Below are 20696 nucleotides of genomic sequence, written 5' to 3'. Positions count from 1 at the left end.
TAGAAGCGTGCTCAAGACAACCCATTGAATTAACTGTTTTTTGATGGGCTGGCGGCATTCTGTTCCGAGCAATGCCGAAACGATCCAATCTACAGGGTGAGAGATCATGATGATGCAAGCGTCAACGCCTGACGAGTCGAGCCTGACTCTGCGCCTGGATGCCCATGGTGAGATCGGCGAATTGAACGGCGATACGGACAGGCTGCTCGGCCGGTCCAGTGTCGAACTCTGGCGCAGGCCGGTGTCGGATGTGTTCAGTGCCGAGGCCAGCGCGACCCTGAGCCGGGCGCTGGGTGCCCTCTCCAAGGGGGAAGCGGGCGGCGCACATGTCATTACGTACGACCGGCCCGACGGCCTGCAGGCTCACTTCGGTCTGCGTGTGCGCCCGGCGGGCAAGGGACCGGCTGATGGATTCCTTGTCCATCTGGCGCCGACCAGAGCGCCTGACGCCTGGGAGGCTGCACCCATCGACAGTGCCGTCGTGGGCGGGGACGATGATGCCGGTGCCGGGCTGGATCGCATGGCCGGCCTGCTGGCCGATGGCAATCAGGACAAGGGCATCACGCTGATGTCGGTGGAAGGAGGGCTCGGCGCCTTCGGTTCGACAGACAAGGCGAGGGACTTCCGGCGTATCGTTGACGAACGTGCCCGAAACCTGGGCGCGAGCGGCACCACGGATCTGTCCGACGGGGCCTATGGCGTCGTGCATGGCAAGGACTATGACAGTGCCCGCCTGCTGAGTGACGTGGGGCAGGAAGCAGTATCCAGGGGCGTTCTGAAGGACGCCGGAGGTCTGGCGGCCCAGCAGGTCGTGTCCGATACGGGCGCCGTATCTGCCGCTGCCGCGCGCGGTACCCTTGGTCACATGCTTTCCGGCCTGCGCCGCGGGCTGAAGCGTGGTTTCAGCCGGTCGGGACTGGCGGAGGCGCATTCAGAGGCCATGACAGCTGCGGAGCAGATGCTGGTGGATGTCCGTCAGGCCATCTCCAGCGGCAGTTTCCAGCGCCGGATCCGCCCTGTCCTGAGCCTGAAGCGCAACAAGATCGCGATGCAGCTCGTGGGGGCGGACCTGAAGGTCGGGGACCAGATCGTGACGCCGGAACAGGTCTTTGGACTGGTCGAGGCGGATGACGTCCAGTGTGATTTCGAGGTCGCAGTCGTGGAACAGGCCATTCGCCAGCATCTGGAGGCCAGGACCTGGCAGTCGATTGCTTTCCGTGTGCTCGCCTCCATCCGCCAGGAATATCTGAAGCAGACGACCGTGCGGACACGCCTGGAGACCCTGGCGCGCAAGAGCGGCATCAGGAGCGAGTATCTGGTCCTGCGCCCCTACGAGGCCCTGAGCGGGAAGCTGAACGGCAAGGGCAGCGAGATGGTCGAACAGGACATGTCGGCATCCGCGTTGTGCCTGTCGGTGCCGGATTTCTATGCCTTCATTGCGGGCGACGCCGATCATCGCGCCGGTTCCCTGGTCAGCGGTGAAGGCGCGCGTGGCTATATCGAGGTATCGACGGATCGCCTGACCGGGCTGCTGGCGCAGAAGGACGGGCGCTTCCTCGTGCGGGGACTGATCGAGAACTGGCGCAACCGCCAGATCGAGCTGATTGCCACCAGTGTGAACCGTCCGGAGGACAAGCAGACCGTTTCGGACCTCGGCATTCGCTACGCGCGCGGTCAGCTGATCGGCGGATGGGAAAACCGCTACTGAGGCTTTGCAGCCTGACCCGCCGCATGCGAATGTGCGCCCATCACGGGTGACAGCGCGGGGAGGCGGGTTCCTTGTCGACAGGTGAGGAACGATTCCAGGACGCGACCTCCGCGCCGCCGGATTTCCTGCCACATGCAGCACTGTTCTGCTCGGTCGTCCTGCTGGGCAGTTCCTTCGTGGCCGCACGCGCGATCATGGAGCATTCGGACGCACCGGCGACCCTTGCGTTCCTGCGCTATTTCCTGGCTGCCGCCTGTCTGGTGCCGCTGGCCCTGCGCCGGTCACAATGGCAGATTGCCCGCGCCGATGTTCTGCTGGCACTGGGGCTCGGCGTCATGCAGTTCGGGCTGTTCCATCTGTTCGTGAACACGGCCCTGCAGGAGATACCCGCTGCACGTGGTGCGGTCATCTTCGCGCTGATTCCCATCCTGACAATGCTGATCGCGGCTGCGGGCGGGCGGGACCATGTCTCATGGTTCATGACCATCGCCGCCATCCTGTCGTTTGCGGGTGTCTCTCTCGCTGTTGGGGAGAAGGCATTCAGCGCGGATGTCGGCGGCGACAGCCTGTGGGGGGAGGGGCTGTTCTTCCTCGCCGTCTGTTGCGGTGCCACCTACAACGCCTTCTCTGCCCGGCTGTATCAGCGCTACTCGGTCGCGCCGATCTCCCTGCTGGCGATGCTGGGGGGCGTGATCATGATGTTGCCGTTCGCCGCCGCTGAAGGGATGTTCACCACGGGGCCGGGCTATTCGGAGAGTGACTGGTGGCTGGCGATCTATCTGGCCGTGGCGGGCGGCACGGCCAGCATGCTGCTGTTCAACTGGGGCCTGCGCCGACTGTCGCCTACACGGGCGGCGATCTGGGTACCGCTGAGCCCCATCGCCGCGACAGCGTTCGGAGCGCTGTTGCTGGATGAGGTGATCACGCCACTGTTCCTGGTCGGTCTGGCCTGCGCGGTGGCAGGCCCGCTTCTGGTAAGCTGGGGCCGGAGCAGGAGGAAGCAGAATGGCTGATCTGAAGGAAAAGGTCGCGGTCGTCACTGGCGCGGCACGCTATCGTGGCATTGGCCGGGCAATCGCACTGCGCCTTGCACGCGACGGGGCTGATGTCGTGGTCTCGGCACGCGGCGGCGGAAATGTGCCGGATCACGAGCTGGAGATGGGCTGGCAGGGCACCGCCTCACTCGTGGGCGAGATCGAGGGCATGGGCCGGCGTGCGCTGGCCATCGAATGCGACGTGACGGACCGGGCGCAGGTCGCCGACCTGATCGACGGCACGCTGAAGGCTTTCGGCAGACTGGATATCGTTGTCAACAACGCGGGCGTTCCCAGCGGCGCTGGTGCCACCCCGGTGGTGTCGATGGACGACGAGGAGTGGCTGCACACGGTCGATGTGAACCTGAACGGCGTCTACCACGTGTCGAAAGCGGGTGCCCGGGCCATGATCGACGCCGGAAACGGCGGCGCCATCGTGAATCTCTCTTCGACCGCCGGTCGGGTCGGCATGGCGAACTACGGGGCCTATTCCGCCACCAAGTTCGCGGTCATCGGCCTGACGCAGCAGATGGCGGTCGAGCTTGCCCCGTCCGGTATCCGGGTCAACTGCATCTGCCCCGGGTCAACCGACACCGACATGATGGATGGCACGTTCCGCCGGGTCGCCGGCCTCGTCGGGACGGAGTTCGAGCGCATCAAGAAGGGCGTGCGCAGGCAGGTGCCGCTGGGTCGCCAGGGTGATGTGTCGGAGCAGGCGGCGGCAGTGGCGTTTCTTGCCAGCGATGATGCCAGCTACATCACCGGCCAGACCCTGAACGTGGATGGCGGCCTGCGCATGGACTGAGGCCGCGTGTTCGACCCGCCGGACCGGCGTCAGGAAAGTACCCTCAGCAGTTCCTCATGCATGTTGGGGCCGGAGGCTATGACATTGCGGTGCCGGGGACGTTCCCGGTTGTAGATGAAGCCTTCGTTGGTATTGGTGGTGCAGCAGGCTCCGGCCTCCGTCAGGATGAGATCGGCCGCGGCGATGTCCCAGTCGTGCTTTCCGGCCATGGAGATCGCGGCGTCAAACCGGCCCGCCGCCACCAGCACCATCCGGTAGGCGATGGAGTTCATCCAGGTACACAGCATGTCGTCGCCCGGCTTCGGCCAGGTGAAATAGGTCATGTTGCGCTTGGCGGTCAGGTAGTGGGCGTCCCCCGTATTGTCGATCAGGCTGGGGGATATGCGTCGGCCGTTCAGCCTTGCCCCGGATCCCAGCGCGGCCTCGAAGAACTCATCCTTGGCCGGGTTGTAGACTGCGCCCAGGATCGGCTTGCCATCCTCCACCAGGGCGACGCAGACCGTGAACTCCGGTACGCCACGCATGAAGGCGCGGGTGCCGTCGATCGGGTCGGCGATCCAGACCCGCTTCCGGTCCAGCCGTGACGGGTCGTCCGCCGTCTCCTCCGACAGCCAGCCATAGTCGGGCCGGGCCTCGGTCAGACGCTGTTTCAGCAGGGTGTCGACGGCAATGTCGGCCTCCGTCACCGGATGGTCGTTGCCCTTGTCCCAGGTCTTCAGATCCGTGTCGAAATAGTCCATTGCGACCGCACCCGCGCGACGCACCGCATCCAGCAGCAGGCTGTGATCGGCGCTCAGGTGGTCGGGAACGCGCGGCACCCTCAGTTGCCCGCCACGGTCATGCCCTCGACCACCAGGGTCGGCGCATTGGTGCCATAGCGGAACGTCAGATCATTGGCAGGCGTCAGTTGCATGAACATGTCCTTCAGGTTTCCGGCGATGGTCATCTCCGACACCGGAAAGGCGATCTCGCCGTTCTCGATCCAGAAGCCGGCGGCGCCCCGGCTGTAGTCGCCCGTGACGCCATTCACGCCAAATCCAATCAATTCAGTAACATAGAATCCTGTGCCAACATTACGGATCAGGTCAGCAGCCGAGGCTTCGCCTGCCGCGAGATACAGGTTGGAGGTTCCGGGCGAGGGCGGTCCACCTGTACCGCGGGACGCGTGTCCCGTCGTCTGCAGCCCCAGTTGCCGGGCGGAAGCACAGTCGAGAATCCACGTCTGCAGATGCCCGTCGTCGATCAGGGCCAGCTCACGTCCGGCGATACCTTCTCCGTCCACCGCGCGGGACCGCAGGCCGCGTTGGCGCAGCGGATCGTCGATGATGCGGATACCGCTGGCAAAGATCTGCTGCCCCATCCGGTCCTTCAGGAAGGAACTGCCGCGCGCGACCGATGCGCCGTTGATGGCCCCGGCCAGGTGCCCGACCAGGCTGGAGGCCACGCGGGGGTCGAAGACGACGGGCACCTTGCCCGACGGCATCTTGCGCGCGCCGACACGTTTCACGGTCTTCTCGGCGGCGGTCCGGCCGACTGTCGCCGCGTCTTCGAGCGCAGACATGTGGCGGACCGAACTGAACTCGTAGTCACGCTCCATGTGGCCTTCCGCGTCCTCCGCGATGACGGAGCAGGAAAGGCTGAAACTGGAGATCGAATAGGCTGCGCCAAAGCGGACGCCGTCACCCCGGATGGCCAGCGCCACGCTGCCCGCGCCATATCCGGCGGAAGCCCCTTCGGACTGTTTCACACCATTGACGGCCAGCGCGGCCTCCTCGGCGATGCGGGCGCTTTCGATCAGGCTCTCGACTTCCGGCACGGTCGGGTCATGCAGGTCCAGGTCGGGCAGGTCCGTCGCAATCTGGTCCGCGTCGGCGATCCCGCACCAGGGGTCCTCCGGGCTTGCCTTGGCCATGGCGATGCCGCGCGCGGCAAGCTCGTCCATCATGTCCGATTTCATGTCGGTGGAGGACACGACCGCCTGCCGCTTGCCGACCATGCAGCGCAGCCCGACATCGAAGCTCTCCGAGCGTTCGATGTCCTCCGGCTTGCCCTGCCGGTAGGACGCGCCGAGGGACCGGCTTTCCACCATCACGGCATCGGCTGCGTCGGCGCCGCCCTTCAGGGCCCGGTTCAACAGATCGTCCAGCATCTCCAGGGCTCTGGCTTCGGCGGCGGCGCGATTGGTCATATGTGCAGGTTCCCGATCAGTTGCAGTCCGTCATATAGGCGTGTCGCCTGCCATGCCACAAGGGGTGGTGCGCCCATGGCGGGTGCGCCGACGCTACGGTCATGCGCACCCGGTATGGGCGCTGAACATGGTATTCCGGGGCCAATCTGGTTTATGACAGGGGAAGAGAAAGCCTGTCAGGGCGCTTGGCCCGCAACGGGGTTGCGCCGCGAGTGGCGCGGAGACCGGATCTGACGTGATCGAGAAGTTCAAGAATCTGCCAGGCAATGTGCGTGGCGCATTGTGGTTGCTGGCGGCGGGCATATTCCTGTCCGCGATGGGCGTCTTCATCAAGATGGCGGCTGCGGAACTGCATCCGTTCCAGATCGCGTTCTTCCGTGCCTTCTTCGGCCTCTGCATCGTTGCGCCCTTCGCCCTCCGGCACGGGCTGGGGACGGTGCGCACCTCGCGCCCGATGCTGCATCTGATCCGGGGTCTGATCGGCGGCGTGGTCATGCTGTGCATGTTCTATTCGGTGGCGCATCTGCCGCTGGCCCAGGTCACGGCGCTCAGTTTCACCAAGCCGCTGTTCCTGATCCCGCTGGCCGTGATCTTTCTGAGCGAGAAGGTGCGGATGCGGCGAACCATCGCCACGGCCGTGGGTTTCATCGGTGTCATCATCATGCTGCGCCCGGGCGGGGAGACGGATCCGGTCGCCTTCGTGGCGCTGTTTGCCGCGGCCCTGATCGCCGGGATCACGATCATGATGAAGATCCTGTCGCGGCTGGATGCGCCGACGACGCTCGTGTTCTGGTCCAGCATCATTCTCAGTCTCTGCACGCTGGGCCCCGCGCTCTGGTTCTGGAAGATGCCGAGCATGGAGGTCCTGCTGGTGCTGCTGGCCCTGGCCGTATGCGGCACCATCGGGCAGACCATGCTGATACGGGGCTATTCGGCGGGGGAGGCGATGGCGGTGACCCCGTTCGACTATGCCCGGCTGCTCTATTCGGGCCTGTTCGGCTACCTGCTGTTCTTCGAGGTGCCGGATGTCTGGACGGTCGTCGGCGCGCTCGTCATCGTTGCCTCGACGCTCTATATCGCGCGGCGCGAGGCGAAGGTGAAACCACATGATTCACGGCCTGCCACCGCGACGTTCGATGGTCCGGCGGGCACGGGCACGACTTCCATGCAGTCATCGTCGGTCAAACCGGCTGAACAGGGTGCTGACAAGCCACTCCACGTCGGCTAGAGGTCTGCCGAGCACGACTTTTCAAGAGGGAGGATGAACTGATGAATCTCAAGGATATGGCCGCCGTGATCACCGGCGGCGCGTCCGGTCTGGGTGAGGCAACGGCGCGTGAACTCGCGTCCGCCGGCGCGAAGGTCGCGATCCTGGACCTGAACGAGGACCAGGGTCAGAAGATGGCGAAGGAACTTGGCGGGGTCTTCGCCAAGTGCAACGTGGCTGATGAAGCCTCTGTCCTGGCAGCATTCGAGACCGCCAAGGCCGCCCATGGTCCGGCCCGGATCCTGGTGAACTGCGCAGGCATCGGCATTGCCGCCAAGACCACGTCGAAGGGCGAACCGCATGCCCTGGACATGTTCCAGCGTGTCATCAGCGTCAACCTGATCGGTACCTTCAACTGCATCCGCATTGCCGCAACGGAGATGGCGGCTCAGGACCCGACGGAGAACGGTGACCGCGGTGTCATCGTCAATACGGCATCGGTCGCCGCGTTCGATGGTCAGATCGGTCAGGCGGCCTATTCCGCGTCCAAGGGTGGCGTGGTCGGCATGACCCTGCCCATCGCGCGTGACCTGATGAATGACGGGATCCGCGTCTGCACCATCGCGCCGGGCCTGTTCGGCACCCCGATGCTGCAGAGCCTGCCCGACAACGTGAAGGAAGCGCTGGCAGCCACCGTGCCGTTCCCGAAGCGTCTCGGCGATCCTTCGGAATACGGCCAGCTCGCCCGCCACATCTGCGAGAACCAGATGCTGAATGGCGAGACCATCCGCCTCGACGGCGCCATCCGCATGGCCCCGCGCTGATCCAGCGCCTTTCAGCCCCGGCCATCAGGTCGGGGCTGAATTCCGCCGTTTGGTCCGCGATTGACGCTCAGGTCGCGCGGATCAGATCTGCGGCCCGTTCCGCGATCATGACGGTCGGGGCATTGGTGTTGCCGCCGATCAGGCTGGGCATGACCGACGCATCCACGACCCGCAGACCCTCCACGCCCCGCACCCGCAATTCCGGATCCACAACGGCGGCATCATCCTTCCCCATGCGGCAACTGCCGACCGGGTGATAGATCGTTTCCGCCTTGCGCCGCACGAAGGCTTCCAACGCCTCCGGTCCCTGCACATCCGCGCCGGGATGAAGCTCGTGCGCCATGTGCTGTGCGATTGGCGGTGCGGCCAGGACCTGCCGCCCGATCTCCACGCCGCGGATCATCTTCTGCAGGTCATCCGGGTGATCCAGGTAATTCGGATCGATCAGCGGATCGGCCATGGGATCAGGTGACGCCAGTCCGATGTGGCCACGGCTCTTCGGGCGCAGGTCACAGCAGTGCAGCGTGAGACCATGGGCATAGATCCGCGTCTTGCCGTGGTCGTCGCTCATCACCGGCAGGAAGTGATACTGCAGGTCGGGCAGGGGCTCGTCCGCCCGGCTGCGCGTGAAGATTCCGGCCTCCGCGAAGTTGCTGGTCAGCAGGCCGGTGCGCTGCTTCCTATATTCGCGGATCGCGCCCGGCAGGCGGCTCAGGCCGCGCCAGGTGAACGCGAATCCGATGTTTGTCGAGGTGTGCTGCACCAGTGAGATGTCGAGATGGTCCTGCAGGTTGCGACCGACTTCCGGCGCCTCGTGAACCTGTGCGATGCCATGTTCGGCCAGGACCTTGCCCGGCCCGACACCCGACAGCAGCAGCAGGTGCGGCGAATGCACCGCCCCGCCGGACAGCAATACTTCCCGCGTGGCACCGATGCTCTCGTCGGCCGTCTGTCCCTGCCGACGGAAATCGATACCCACGGCGCGACCGCTCTCGATCCGGACGCGCGTGGCCCGCGCGCCGGTGATGACACGCAGGTTGGGTCGCTGCACGCCCTGCAGATAGGCGTGCCAGACGCTGTGGCGCTGGCCGTCCTTCTGGGTCAGCTGATAGAGACCGGCCCCTTCCTGTCGCGGGCCGTTGAAGTCATCCGTCTCGCCGATCTGGGCGCTGGTCGCCGCCTCGACGAACATGTGCGACAGCGGGCTGGGGCTGCGCGGGTCCATGACGTTCAGCGGGCCGCCCTGACCGTGCAGGTCATCCTCGATGCGTTCATTGTTCTCCGCCCTGCGGAACAGCGGCAGCACGCTTTCCCAGTCCCAGCCCGGGCAGCCTTCCTCGCTGGCCCAGCGGTCATAGTCGGCACGGTGACCGCGAATGTAGACCATGCCGTTGATCGCGCTGGAGCCGCCGAGCGCCTTGCCGCGGGGCCAGAACATGCGGCGACCGCCCAGGTTCGGCTGTGGCTCGGTCTTCAGCAGCCAGTTGGTCTGCTTGTCCTGCATGGTCTTGACCAGTCCGGCAGGCACGTTGATCGACCAGTGGTCACCGGTTGTCCCTGCCTCGATCATGCAGACGGAGGTATCGGGATCCTCGCTGAGACGACTGGCAAGCACGCAGCCTGCGGAGCCGCCACCGACAATGATGAAATCGAACTGGTCCATGGCTGACATCTCCCCAAAAGCCGCGCGTTCTGGCTTACAACTGACTGCGGTTCATTACAAACAGGAAGCGACAGACGGGCGGTCTGGCGCATTTCGTGCCCGTCCACTTGACCACCACACGGCCTGCCCCAATTCTGTCGCATGACATTGGGGAGGACGTGAGATGGCAATTTCAGCGGAAGAGCATCCGAAGAAGTCGGTCGAGGTACTTGGTCGCAAGATGAGTTACGTCGAGATGGGGGAGGGTGATCCCATCGTCTTCCTGCACGGCAATCCGACCTCCTCCTACCTCTGGCGCAACGTGATGCCGCATGCGAAGGGCCTGGGGCGCTGCATCGCGCCGGACCTGATCGGCATGGGGGATTCCGAGAAGCTGCCGGACTCCGGTCCGGACCGGTACCGCTTCGTCGAGCACCGCCAGTATCTCGACGGCTTGCTTGAGGCGCTGGGAGTCACGCGGAACGCGATCTTCGTCATCCATGACTGGGGATCGGCGCTGGGGTTCGACTGGGCCAACCGGCATCGGGAGGCGATGCAGGGCATCGCCTACATGGAAGGCATCGTGCGACCGGTGCTTTGGGACGAATGGAACGAAGCCTCACGCCCCGTGTTCGAAGGCTTCCGCTCCCCCGCCGGGGAGAAGATGGTGCTGGAGAAGAACATCTTCGTGGAGAGGGTGTTGCCCGGCTCCGTGCTGCGCGGCCTGACCGATGCGGAGATGGCCGTCTATCGCCGTCCCTTTGCCGAGGCCGGGGAGGACCGCCGCCCCACACTGACCTGGCCGCGCCAGATCCCGATTTCGGGCGAACCGGCTGATGTTGTCGCCATCGTGCAGGACTATTCGGACTGGATGGCCGAGAACGAGATGCCGAAGCTGTTCGTGAACGCGACGCCGGGGGCGATCCTGACCGGCGCGGTCCGTGACTACTGCCGGGGCTGGAAGAACCAGACGGAGGTCACTGTGAAGGGCAGCCACTTCATCCAGGAAGATTCACCTGACGAGATCGGTGGCGCGATCGCTGACTGGGTTTCCGGAATTCGCGGCTGACGATCCGGAACCCGGGGCGCGGATCAGGCGCTGAGTCGCACCTGCGGGTGGATCACCCGGCTGAGGGGGAAGCGCACTGTGATGATCGTGCCCACGCCTTCATCTGATTTGATCACCAGGCTGGCGTCATGCAGCTTGGTCAGCGCCGCCGTCAGGGGCAGGCCCAGTCCGGTGCCTTCGGCGGAGTAGATCAGGCTGTCGCTGGCGATCTGGGTGAAGGGTTCGAAGGCGCGATTGATGTTGGCCTTCGAGATGCCGATGCCGGTATCCCGAACGGTTGCCGCGATGCGTCCGTCCGCTTCCACCTCGATGGTCAGAGAGACTGTCCCGTTCTCGGGCGTGAACTTGATGCCGTTGGTCAGCAGGTTCAGCATGATCTGGCTGACCGCCCGTTCGTCGGCACGCAGGATCGGCAGGTCGGGCTGCACGCGTATCAACAGGTCGACCTTGCTGTCGCGGGCGTTCGAACTGAGCATGCGCTGACAGGATTGGGCGATCTCTGTCAGATCAACCTCCGTATCGATCAGGTCGAACTTGTTTGCTTCGATCTTTGACAGGTCAAGGATGTCATTGATCAGCGACAGCAGGTGCTGGCTGGCGCTGTTGATGTCATCGGCGTAGTCGCGGTAGCGGTCATTCTGCATCGGGCCGAACATCTCGGTGCGAATGATGTCGGAGAAGCCGATGATGGCGTTCAGGGGCGTCCGCAGTTCGTGACTCATGTTGGCAAGGAACTGCGATTTCGAGGAGTTGGCCAGTTCCGCCTGGGTGAGTGCCTCGCGAAGCCGGGAGCTGGTCCTTTCGTGGCCCGCGACTTCGTTGGAGAACTTGCCCAGGACGAGGTTGTATTGGGAGGCGATCTCGCCTGCTTCCGTGAAGGGCTCGACATGGACCGGGCGGCTGAAATCCCCGGTCTTGCGATGAACCTCCATTGCGGACACCAGATCGACCAGCGATGTGCTGGCGCCATGCTCCGACGTGTTCAGCCCCACGTCCTCGTGCGCGCGGGAGACGCGAAGGGGCAGGAAGCGGTTGACCAGCAGCAGCAGAGGCCAGGCAATCCCGAAACTGACAAGTCCGGCGCAAACGACACCCAGTGCCTGCACGCCAAGCTGATCCAGGCGATCGAGGCCGGTGCCCAATCGTTCGAGATCTCCCAGCAGGGCGACGGCGAGTGTTCCCCAGATGCCCGCGAACAGATGCGAGGGAACGGCATTCACCACATCATCGATCTTCAGACGCGCCAGCAGCCATGCGCCACCGATCCCGACCAGACCACCGATGGCGCCGATCAGGATTGCTGACGGCCCGGTCGTGGCATGGGCGCTGGCGGTGATTGCCACAAGCCCGGATATGGCACCGGTCGCGGCCGGTACCGCTGCGGGGCGACCTTCGCGCAACCAGGTGTATCCCAGAACCGCAAGGCTGCCCGAAACGCCGGCAAGCATCGTGTTCAGCAGGATGACCGGAACATTGCCGTTCAGCGCAAGCTCACTGCCGCCATTGAAACCGAACCAGCCGATCCAGAGCAGGAAGATGCCAAGGATCGCGGTGGAGGGATTGTGGGGTTCGATGGGACGCCCGTTCTCGCCGAAGCGACCATGGCGCGGCCCGATGACAATGATTGCTGCAAGCGCCACCCAGCCCCCGATGCTGTGGACCACGGTTGACCCGGCAAAATCCACGAAACCCAGGGCTTCCAGCCAACCGGCCTGCGCCAGGTTCAGGCCACCCCAGGCCCAGTGGCCGAACAGGGGATAGATCAGAACGCTGACAAGCCCGGCGATCATGAAATAGCCACGGAAGCTCATCCGTTCCGCCACCGCGCCGGAGACGATGGTTGTCGCGGCACCACAGAATGCGACCTGAAAGAAGAAGAAGGCGATCTCCTGGGCGACAGGCTTGCTGCCTGCCCCCGGATCGAACAGGAAGGCGCTGGTGCCGAACAGACCGATCTCGCTGGCACCGAACATGAGGCCATAACCGGCCAGCCAGAACAGCATCACCGCCAGACAGAAGTCGGCGATGTTCTTCATGGCCACGTTGATCGTGTTCTTGGCCCGTACCAGCCCGATCTCCAGACAGGCGAAGCCGGGTTGCATGAGCAGCACCAGCACGGTGCAGATCAGTATCCACAGTAGATCTATGTGGGCGCCCAATTCCTGCACTGTACATCACCTGAACTGTCGACTACGCACGTCCCTGACTGCCCGAAATATAAACTCAGGGTTTCAACAACTGGTTAATGAACCAGTTCGTCGTGCACAATACCCAAGTGTATCAAGCGTCTAAAGGCCCAGAACCAGTTTGGCGATGATATTGCGCTGGATCTCGTTGGAACCGGCATAGATGGTCGCGGCCCTGTGGTTCAGATGACGGGGCAGGGCGGTGAGCGCATGTTCCGGCCCCACGGCGCTGATATTTGTCCCCACGGTGCGGGCAGCCTTCTGGTCCGGCCAGGCGTGATAGGCGACGGCTTCTGTCGTCAGTTCCGCCGCGCGCTGCAGGATTTCGGAGCCCCGGACCTTCATCATGGAGGATGCGGCACCGGGTGTCCGTCCCTCCGCCAGCGCACAGAGCGCCTGCTTTTCCACATGCTCCAGCGCCAGCGTATCGCATTCGGCCTCGGCGATCCGCGTGCGGAAGGTCATGTCGTCGATCAGCCGTGATCCATCGCCGTCACGCTCCGCCTGGGCGACGGCCTTCAGGTGGGCCAGCGAGGCGTGCAGACCGGGACTGTAGCTGTTGCCGCCACGCTCGAACTCCAGCAGGTACTTCGCGACCGTCCAGCCATCATTCTCCCGCCCGACAAGATTGCTGGCCGGAACCCGCACATCCTCGAAGAAGACCTGATTGACCTCGTGGTCACCGGCCATGGTGATGATCGGATCGACCGTGATTCCCGGCGCCTTGAAGTCGTCGATCAGGATGAAGGAAATACCCTCCTGCGCCTTGCCTTCGGTGCTGGTCCGTACGAGACAGAACATGCGATTGGCATGCTGGGCGAAGGTGGTCCAGATCTTCGAACCATTGATGATGTAGTCATCACCGTCGCGCACTGCACGGGTCTTGAGCGATGCCAGATCCGACCCGGAACCGGGTTCCGAGTAACCCTGGCACCAGACGTCCTCTCCCGACAGGATGCGGGGCAGGTAATATTCCTGCTGCTTCGGCGTGCCGAAGTGCATCAGCACCGGCCCGACCATCTGGACACCCATGACCAGCGGGACCGGCGTTCCGGCGGCGGCGCACTCGGCATTGAAGATGTAGAGCTGCAGCGGCGACCAGCCCGGACCGCCGAACTCCGGCGGCCAGGTCGCTGCTGACCAGCCCCGGGAGGCAAGGGTCCGGAACCACTTCATGCCGATCTCGAAATCGCTGAAGGGCCCCGTTGTCAGACGTGCGCCGTCGCGCATCTCGTCAGTCAGGTTCTCCGCGATCCAGCCGCGCACCTCGTCGCGAAAGGCCACATCTTCTTCGGTCAGGCTGAGATCCATTTGGCTGTCCTCCCCAGAGCAGTCCGGGAATGGTAGGCGCTGCGCGGGATTCAATCCAGTGGCAGTACGTCTCCAAAGCGCTCCGGCATCTGCAATGGACCCATGTGTCCTGCGCAGGCGATCGTTACGCGCCGGGCCTGCGGCAGTGCATCCACCAGCCGATCCAGAATACGTGCGGCGGGCGGCGGACCCTTCTCGCTGCCGACAAGGGTCACAGGTACCCTGATTGCCGCGTAGTGAGACGCGAAGTGCGCATCGAAGCTGACATTCGCCGTATCCGCGTTGATCTGCGGTGCCATGGCGACAATGCTCTGTCGTGCCTTCTCCGGCAGGTCATCCCATCTGTCGCCGTTCCACAGGGATATGAAGTCGCGTACCGCCTCCTCAGCACGCCCTTCGGCCATCAGGGGGGCGATGCGGGAAACCGCGCGGGTATCCTGGGACAGTACCTCTGCGTCTTCCGCATGCTCGCGCAGGACACCGATTGCCACCGGTTCGAAGACCGTGATCCGCCGCATGGGCACGCCTTCGGCAGCCAGCCGCAAGGTCACGAACCCGCCCATGGAGTGTCCGAAGACGGGCAGGGGCGACACCGCCTGTTCCAGGAAGTGGTTTGCCACGACCATGTGGCGCGCCATGGCATCCGGCCCGGTCACAGAAGTGGCACCATAGCCGTCCAGGTTGGGCAGGACGGCGCACCAGCCCCGTGCGGCCGCAATCTCCGCCAGCCGGATCAGGCTCGCCGCGCCGGTGCCGGAGGCGTGCAGCATCAGCAGTTGCGGCGCGTCCTCCGGTCCGACCTCGAAGCCATCAATGATGCCGATGCGGGTTTCCCGCCGAAACGGCCTGATCATCCGAAGCTTATCAGCCTTCCATGCGGGCGACCGTCTGGCCTTCCGCCACGGCCTCGTCCTTCTCCACCAGTATCTCCGTAATCTTGCCGGAGACAGGTGCCACTACCGGAATCTCCATCTTCATGGATTCCAGGATGATCACGGCATCCTCTTCCTCGACCGCCTGACCGACCTCGGCCTCGATCAGCCAGACCTTGCCTGCGATCTCCGACTTGATCTCGATTTCCGCCATGTGCCCTGTCTCCCCAAATTGCACGTGTCCGAATGGATGGCGCGGAGCCTAATGCGGCTTCGTCAATAAGTGAACGGCCAGCTCTGCATATGATGTGCGCCTAATCCGCCGGTGCGTCGGGGCTGATGTGCCTCCAGCATCCGGGCGAGCCATTGTCGGGTGTCGCGCGGGTCTATGACGTCATGGGCCAGATACTGCCCCGCCAGGTCGTAGGGGGAGCAGCCAAGCGAATATTCGTCCACGGCGGCGGCGAAGCGTTCCGGCTCCGCCTTCGGGTCGAGGCCGGTCACGATGGAGGCTGCGACAGCCGGGTCGACAAAGCTGATGTCCGCGGTGAACCAGCACGCCATCTCGCTCGACCGCCCGCCGCCCATGTTGATGTAGGCCTGCCCGTAGGACTTGCGCATGACCACCGACAGGACCGGGACCGTGGCAAGTTCCAGGGCCTGCATGAAGTTCATGATCTTTCCGGGCACCTTCTTGTGCTCGCCTTCGACACCGATCAGGAATCCCGGGACATCGGCCAGGAAGATGATGGGCACGTTGAAGCTGTCACAGCTCGCGATGAAGCTGGTGGCCTTGTCGCAGGAATCGACGTCCAGCGCCCCGCCCTTGAACATCGGATTGTTGGCGATGATGCCGACCGTGCGGCCCTGGATGCGCGCGAAGCAGGTGACCAGCGAACGTCCGAAGCGTTCCTTGATCGGGAACATGCTGTCGCGATCGACGATCAGGTTGATGACCTTGCGGACATCGTAGGTGCGTCGGCGCTCCTCCGGAACCAGGTCCAGGATACGGTTGGCGTCATCGCCGGAGCCGGCGGGAACATCTGCCAGTGGCGGCAGCTCCTCGCAGTTGGAGGGGAGGTACGAAAGATAGTCACGGATCGCCTGCAGGGCCTCTTCGTCACTGTCGACGGCCAGGTCGGCCTTGCCCGTGATCTCGGTCTGCACACGCCAGCCGCCCATTTCCTCCGGGTCGATCTGTTCGGAAATGGCAACGGTGTTCACCCGCGGACTGGTCACTGCCATGACCGCGCCCTTGCGCATCACCACGAAGTCGGAAACGGAAGCCACCCAGGTTCCGCCGCCGAACGACATGCCCAGTACCGCGTCGGCCCAGGGAACCAGCCTGCGACGGCTGAAGATGAAGCCTTCGCCGACACTGCCCATGCCGACCGCCCCCATGATGTCGGGAATGCGGGCACCGGAGCATTCCGAGAGATAGACAAACGGAACACCGTTCTTCTCGGCGGTCCGCCACATCTTCATCGACTTGTTGCTGTTGTTGATCGCACTCGATGAGCCCAGCGTCGTGAAATCCTGGGCGCAGACGACGACCTCCCGCCCGTCAATCCGACCGTATCCGTCCACGACGCCATCCGCCGGGCTCTTGTCTTCCATGCCGGGCCGGCGGGAAACCGCGAACAGGCCGGTCTCGTGGAAACTGTCGGGATCCAGCAGCGCCTCGATCCGCTGGCGCGCATTCAGAATTCCCGCCTCGGCACGTTCGGCTAGTCGCTTTGGCGACCCCATTGCCCTGGCCTTGGCGATGCGCCGCTCATGCTCTTGAATGTGATCTTTCCAGCCCAATTGCTCTCCCCCCTCATGGAATCCGGGCAGAGTCTGCTGTCCGGACAGATCGTGTGCAAGCCGCAGGGGCGAATTGGTGGAACGAATAATTGCCGGTTGCATCGGTCCGGCACTTGATCCACTCTTCGGCGGTTGCTAGGCCAATATTTGCCATGATAATTGCCTGTTGGATGACCTGATCGTCGATAATCCCGACGCCGCAGGCGTGCCGCAATGGCACCTCGAATTTCAAGTGGATGGACCCGCGTAGCGCTTTTCCTGAAGGAACCTGGGAAGCGGATGGGGTCCAGCCTAGAGAGCCCGGAAGAACGGGCCAGGTGTTGCGAGCGAAGTCTGAGAATTGCGGGGCGCTTGAGCTCCATGTCATTTCACGGAACCGATGTCAGGGCACTGGAATGGAGCAGCGGGAGTTCAGTGGCAAGGATCCCATCGAGATCCTCTATATCGATGACGACTATGAGGATTTCCTGCTGACCGAGGCGATGCTCTCGTCCAGGGCGCGCAAGGATTATCGCCTGGAGTGGGCCGAGAGCGCCGAAAGCGGGTTTGCCGCTCTCCAGAAGTCCAATCCCGATGTCTGCCTGGTCGATTACAGGCTGGGTCGCGACAATGGTGTTGATTTCGTGCGCCGGATTGTCGAGAGCGGCTACGGTGGTCCCGTCATCCTGCTGACCGGAATGAGCGACGAGGAACTGGATCAGGCAGCCCGTGGTGCGGGTGCCGTCGACTATCTGGTCAAGCGTGATGTCAATGCCACGCTGCTGACCCGTGCCATCCAGTACGGCCTGCGCCAGAAGCGCAAGGAGCAGGCACTTTCCAGACAGACGACCACTGACGCGCTTACTGGCTTGCGCAATCGCGTCGCGTTTGATCGGGAGCTTGAACGGGTCGTGGCGACCAACCGGCGATCAGGCAACGCCTTTGCGGTCATCCTGCTCGACATGGATCATTTCAGGTCGATCAACGACGGTCTCGGCAAGGATGCCGGGGACCGCGTGCTGGTCGAGGTCAGCAACCGGCTGAGAAGCTGTTGTCGGGAAGCCGATGTCGTCGCCAGATGGGGCGGCGACCAATTCGCGATCATCTGCGAGGGGCTGGCGAGCGCCACCGACGCCTCGATTCTGGCGGAACGCATTCGGGCGAGCATTGCCGAACCCTTCACGATCGACGACTGGACGACAAATACGACGGGCAGCCTCGGCGTCTATTACAGCAGTGCCGGCAGCCGCGATTTCGACAATATCGTCCGTCGGGCCGATCATGCCCTGCTCAATGCCAAGAAGGCGGGGCGCAACCGGGTCGCATTCTTCGATGACCCGACAAACGCGATCCTGGCCCGGCGCGCCGGTATCCGGTCCCTGACCGAGGCCGCCGTCATCGATGGCAGGATTGGTTTTGCCTCCCAGCCGATTGTCAGCATGGACCGCGGGAAGGTCGAAGGCCTGGAAATTCTGATGCGGCTCCGGGATCGTCATGGCAAAGACATCTCCGCCGAGGAAGTCGTCTCCGTTGCGATGGGAAGCGATCTGATCTGGGATGTCACGCGCCTGGCGATGCTGCGTGCTGCCGAGGCACAATCGGCATTCGCCGAACGGGACGACCGTGATCCCATGCCATTTGTCGGGATCAATCTTGCAGATCGCCAGATGGCTCGCCCCGGTGCGCTGGAGCGGCTGGAACGGTTGATTGCCGGGAGTGGCATTGCCCCGGGAACCCTGGAATTCGACATATCCGAGAAGGCCGTGGCCGCCGACCCTGATCGGACCCTGTGGATCATCGACGGCATCCATCGGCTGGGCGCGCGTGTGGCACTCGACGACTTCGGAACCGGAGACATGTCGGTCCTGCAGCTGGCCCGTCTGCCGATTGATCGGTTGAAGATCGACAGAAGCCTTGTGCGCGACGCGGCGCATTCCCCGTCCAGCAGGGCTGTCTGCGAGGGAATCCCGCGACTGGCCCGCAGTCTGTTTGTCTCGACCGTTGCCGAAGGCGTCGAAACGGAGGCAGAAGCGCGACTGTTCCGGCTCAATGGCTGTGACCTGATGCAGGGCAGGCTCAGCGGCATGCCCGAAGCAGTCCGTCGCGGGCGCTAGAGCGTTAATTTGATCGAAAGATCAGGTGATTATCGTGCATTCTTGAGAAAGAAGATGTGCGATGGAGAGCGGTCGGTCCTCAGCGTCCGACGCGGCTCCTGTTCAGCAGCACTTCATCGCGATCAAGATCGAAAGCCACCACGATACGATGCTGATCGGCCTCGCCTGCGCCCTTGTAGCTGATCACGACCTCGACCTGCTCCTCGGCATTGCCGGTACCACCGGTGGTGAAGGGAACATCCATCGTCAGCTTGTGGCGTCCGGTCAGCAGGCCATCGGGCGAAACCGTGGCAACGATTATGGGCACTTCGATGCTGCTCATGCTGGCGGTTTCGGCCCGCGCCGCACCGGCACGAACATTCAGCACCGTCCGCATCGTGCTGAAGCCCGTCTGCGCCGTATTGGACTTGTTGTAGGTGCAGGGCGTCGCGCGATCGACGCTCAGGCGCGCCAGGGCGCGGATACTGCCGGCAGAATCCTTCAGCGGATAGTTCGCCGCATCCTGCAGCACGCCGATACGCGGGCAGGTTCCATCAGCCGCCGTTCCGACACCGCCACAGGCGGCGAGAGCAAGAGCAAGCGAAGTCGCGAGGGGAGCAAGAAAACGCACGTAGGGTCGCCTCAAATCTTGTTGTGGGTGCCGTCGCAGAGCGCGCCGCGCTTTGACATCTTGCAGCCACAGAAGAACACCTTCCCGTCCTTCTCCGCCGTGAACTTCGTGGGCACGAATGAGCTGCCCTTGTGGGAACCGTCGCAGAACGGCTGCCTGGAGCTCTCACCGCACGAACACCAGAAATAGTTCTTCCCGGCTTCGGTTTCGACGGCGAAAGGGGACTTCTGAGCAATCGTCGGCTCGGTCATGGTGTGGATTGTCCTGGCGAGAGGATGAAGTTGAACGGCGATGCGCTTGTCGCCCGCCGGGCCGCAATGTAGATGAGGGGGGACAAGTCCACAAGCTGCGACACCTGCCTGTCCCGATGCCAGCGGAGCCAACTCATGAACGCGCCGAGTCCGAGACCGATCCGGATCTTTCTGGCCAATCCGCGGGGGTTCTGTGCGGGGGTCGAGCGCGCCATCCAGATCGTCGAGCGGACGCTGGAGAAGTTCGGTGCCCCGGTCTTCGTCCGCCACGAGATCGTGCATAACCGCTTTGTTGTCGAAGGCCTGCGCCAGCGCGGGGCCATCTTCGTGGATGAGCTCGACGATGTGCCGGAGGACGCGACGGTCATCTTTTCCGCGCACGGTGTTCCGAAATGGGTGCCCGAGGAGGCGCAGCGCCGCAACCTGGTCTACCTGGATGCCACCTGTCCGCTGGTATCGAAGGTGCACATGGAGGCGGAGAAGCATCACCGCGCCGGTCATCACATCATCATGATCGGTCATGCCGGACATCCGGAGGTCGTCGGCACCATGGGGCAGTTGCCCGCCGGTGCGATCACCCTGGTCGAGGACGAGGGCCAGGCCGAGAACGTGCAGGTGGCCGACCCGGAGAATCTGGGTGTGATCACCCAGACCACACTGTCGGTCGATGACACTGCGGCGATCATGTCGACCCTGACCCGGCGCTTTCCCACCATGCGAAAGCCGCGCAAGGAAGACATCTGCTATGCCACGACCAACCGGCAGCTCGCCGTGAAGGAAATGGCCAGCCAGTGCGAAGTGCTGCTTGTCGTGGGTGCGCCGACCTCATCGAACTCCAAGCGCCTGGTGGAAGTTGCGGAGCGGGCAGGCTGCCGCGTCTCCATGCTGGTGGAACGCGCTGCCGATCTGGACTGGAACGTGATCGGGGACGCGCGTACCGTCGGCATTACAGCCGGTGCGTCTGCGCCCGAAGTACTGGTGCAGGAACTGATCGAGGCGTTTCGTACCCGCCATGCTGTCGAGATCGTGAACGTCGAGGGCGCGGAAGAAGGCATCTCCTTCAAGCTGCCGCGTGTCCTGGTCGACTGAT

18 protein-coding genes are annotated in these 20696 nt (G+C 63.7%); 8 read left to right on the top strand and 10 right to left on the bottom strand.

All coding sequences use genetic code 11. The features are described 5' to 3' along the window. Window positions 1-109 precede the first annotated feature (109 nt). The 3 genes from QGV55_RS09940 to QGV55_RS09930 all read left to right on the top strand — a co-directional run bounded on the left by QGV55_RS09940 (window position 110) and on the right by QGV55_RS09930 (window position 3547). A complete protein-coding gene (locus tag QGV55_RS09940; RefSeq protein WP_281016968.1) occupies window positions 110-1708 on the top strand; it encodes a hypothetical protein in 1599 nt (532 codons plus the stop codon). 71 nt (window positions 1709-1779) lie between these two features. Then, entirely contained in the window at window positions 1780-2721 is a 942-nt protein-coding gene (locus QGV55_RS09935; RefSeq protein WP_281016969.1) for a DMT family transporter, read from the top strand. Beyond that, entirely contained in the window at window positions 2714-3547 is an 834-nt protein-coding gene (locus QGV55_RS09930) for an SDR family NAD(P)-dependent oxidoreductase (RefSeq protein WP_281016970.1), read from the top strand. Before QGV55_RS09935 ends, QGV55_RS09930 begins: the two co-directional genes overlap by 8 nt. 29 nt (window positions 3548-3576) lie before the next feature. Here the strand turns inward: QGV55_RS09930 and QGV55_RS09925 are convergent, their stop codons facing one another. Together QGV55_RS09925 and QGV55_RS09920 are read right to left on the bottom strand one after the other, a co-directional pair. Next, a complete protein-coding gene (locus QGV55_RS09925; protein WP_281016971.1) occupies window positions 3577-4365 on the bottom strand; it encodes a 3'(2'),5'-bisphosphate nucleotidase CysQ in 789 nt (262 codons plus the stop codon). A gap of 2 nt (window positions 4366-4367) precedes the next feature. Beyond that, window positions 4368-5735, bottom strand: a complete 1368-nt coding sequence (locus QGV55_RS09920) for a metallopeptidase TldD-related protein (RefSeq protein WP_281016972.1) — start codon at window positions 5733-5735, stop codon at window positions 4368-4370. A 235-nt stretch (window positions 5736-5970) separates the two neighbouring features. Between QGV55_RS09920 and QGV55_RS09915 the strand changes: the two genes are divergently transcribed. Continuing rightward, the gene (locus QGV55_RS09915) at window positions 5971-6963 is read left to right on the top strand and encodes a DMT family transporter (RefSeq protein WP_281016973.1); all 993 of its coding nucleotides are present in this window, start codon (window positions 5971-5973) and stop codon (window positions 6961-6963) included. A gap of 41 nt (window positions 6964-7004) precedes the next feature. Continuing rightward, window positions 7005-7766, top strand: a complete 762-nt coding sequence (locus tag QGV55_RS09910) for a 3-hydroxyacyl-CoA dehydrogenase (RefSeq protein ID WP_281016974.1) — start codon at window positions 7005-7007, stop codon at window positions 7764-7766. Window positions 7767-7833: 67 nt separating this feature from the next. Here the strand turns inward: QGV55_RS09910 and QGV55_RS09905 are convergent, their stop codons facing one another. Further along, the gene (locus QGV55_RS09905) at window positions 7834-9429 is read right to left on the bottom strand and encodes a choline dehydrogenase (RefSeq protein WP_281016975.1); all 1596 of its coding nucleotides are present in this window, start codon (window positions 9427-9429) and stop codon (window positions 7834-7836) included. A 163-nt stretch (window positions 9430-9592) separates the two neighbouring features. Here QGV55_RS09905 and QGV55_RS09900 point away from each other — a divergent pair, with 163 nt between their 5' ends. Continuing rightward, entirely contained in the window at window positions 9593-10477 is an 885-nt protein-coding gene (locus QGV55_RS09900; protein ID WP_281016976.1) for a haloalkane dehalogenase, read from the top strand. Between the two features lie 23 nt (window positions 10478-10500). On the opposite strand, the gene amt is transcribed toward QGV55_RS09900, so the two are convergent. The 5 genes from amt to QGV55_RS09875 form a co-directional block, all read right to left on the bottom strand. After that, entirely contained in the window at window positions 10501-12645 is a 2145-nt protein-coding gene (amt, locus tag QGV55_RS09895; RefSeq protein ID WP_281016977.1) for an ammonium transporter, read from the bottom strand. A 120-nt stretch (window positions 12646-12765) separates the two neighbouring features. Continuing rightward, window positions 12766-13974, bottom strand: a complete 1209-nt coding sequence (locus tag QGV55_RS09890; protein WP_281016978.1) for an acyl-CoA dehydrogenase family protein — start codon at window positions 13972-13974, stop codon at window positions 12766-12768. A gap of 50 nt (window positions 13975-14024) precedes the next feature. Continuing rightward, entirely contained in the window at window positions 14025-14828 is an 804-nt protein-coding gene (locus tag QGV55_RS09885) for an alpha/beta hydrolase (RefSeq protein WP_281016979.1), read from the bottom strand. Between the two features lie 10 nt (window positions 14829-14838). Further along, window positions 14839-15060: an acetyl-CoA carboxylase biotin carboxyl carrier protein subunit gene (locus QGV55_RS09880; RefSeq protein WP_281016980.1), complete on the bottom strand. Its 222-nt coding sequence runs from the start codon at window positions 15058-15060 to the stop codon at window positions 14839-14841. 62 nt (window positions 15061-15122) lie between these two features. Further along, the gene (locus QGV55_RS09875) at window positions 15123-16652 is read right to left on the bottom strand and encodes a carboxyl transferase domain-containing protein (protein ID WP_281016981.1); all 1530 of its coding nucleotides are present in this window, start codon (window positions 16650-16652) and stop codon (window positions 15123-15125) included. A 395-nt stretch (window positions 16653-17047) separates the two neighbouring features. Between QGV55_RS09875 and QGV55_RS09870 the strand changes: the two genes are divergently transcribed. Then, a complete protein-coding gene (locus QGV55_RS09870) occupies window positions 17048-18745 on the top strand; it encodes a GGDEF domain-containing response regulator (protein ID WP_281016982.1) in 1698 nt (565 codons plus the stop codon). Between the two features lie 79 nt (window positions 18746-18824). Here QGV55_RS09870 and QGV55_RS09865 read toward each other — a convergent pair whose 3' ends face one another. Together QGV55_RS09865 and QGV55_RS09860 are read right to left on the bottom strand one after the other, a co-directional pair. Then, on the bottom strand, window positions 18825-19355 hold the full coding sequence (locus tag QGV55_RS09865; RefSeq protein WP_281016983.1) for a hypothetical protein: 531 nt from the start codon (window positions 19353-19355) through the stop codon (window positions 18825-18827). 11 nt (window positions 19356-19366) lie between these two features. Then, on the bottom strand, window positions 19367-19606 hold the full coding sequence (locus QGV55_RS09860; protein ID WP_281016984.1) for a CDGSH iron-sulfur domain-containing protein: 240 nt from the start codon (window positions 19604-19606) through the stop codon (window positions 19367-19369). Between the two features lie 135 nt (window positions 19607-19741). On the opposite strand from QGV55_RS09860, the gene ispH reads away from it, so the two are divergent. Continuing rightward, window positions 19742-20695, top strand: coding sequence for a 4-hydroxy-3-methylbut-2-enyl diphosphate reductase (gene ispH, locus QGV55_RS09855; protein ID WP_281016985.1), 954 nt, complete (start codon window positions 19742-19744; stop codon window positions 20693-20695). The last annotated feature ends 1 nt before the right edge of the window (window position 20696 follow it).

This window comes from Minwuia sp. IMCC3009 (genome assembly GCF_029909415.1).
In the GTDB taxonomy this organism is placed as follows: domain Bacteria; phylum Pseudomonadota; class Alphaproteobacteria; order Minwuiales; family Minwuiaceae; genus Minwuia.
Note: the sequence above shows the minus strand (reverse complement) of the source record. Positions and strands in the feature narration are given on the sequence as shown.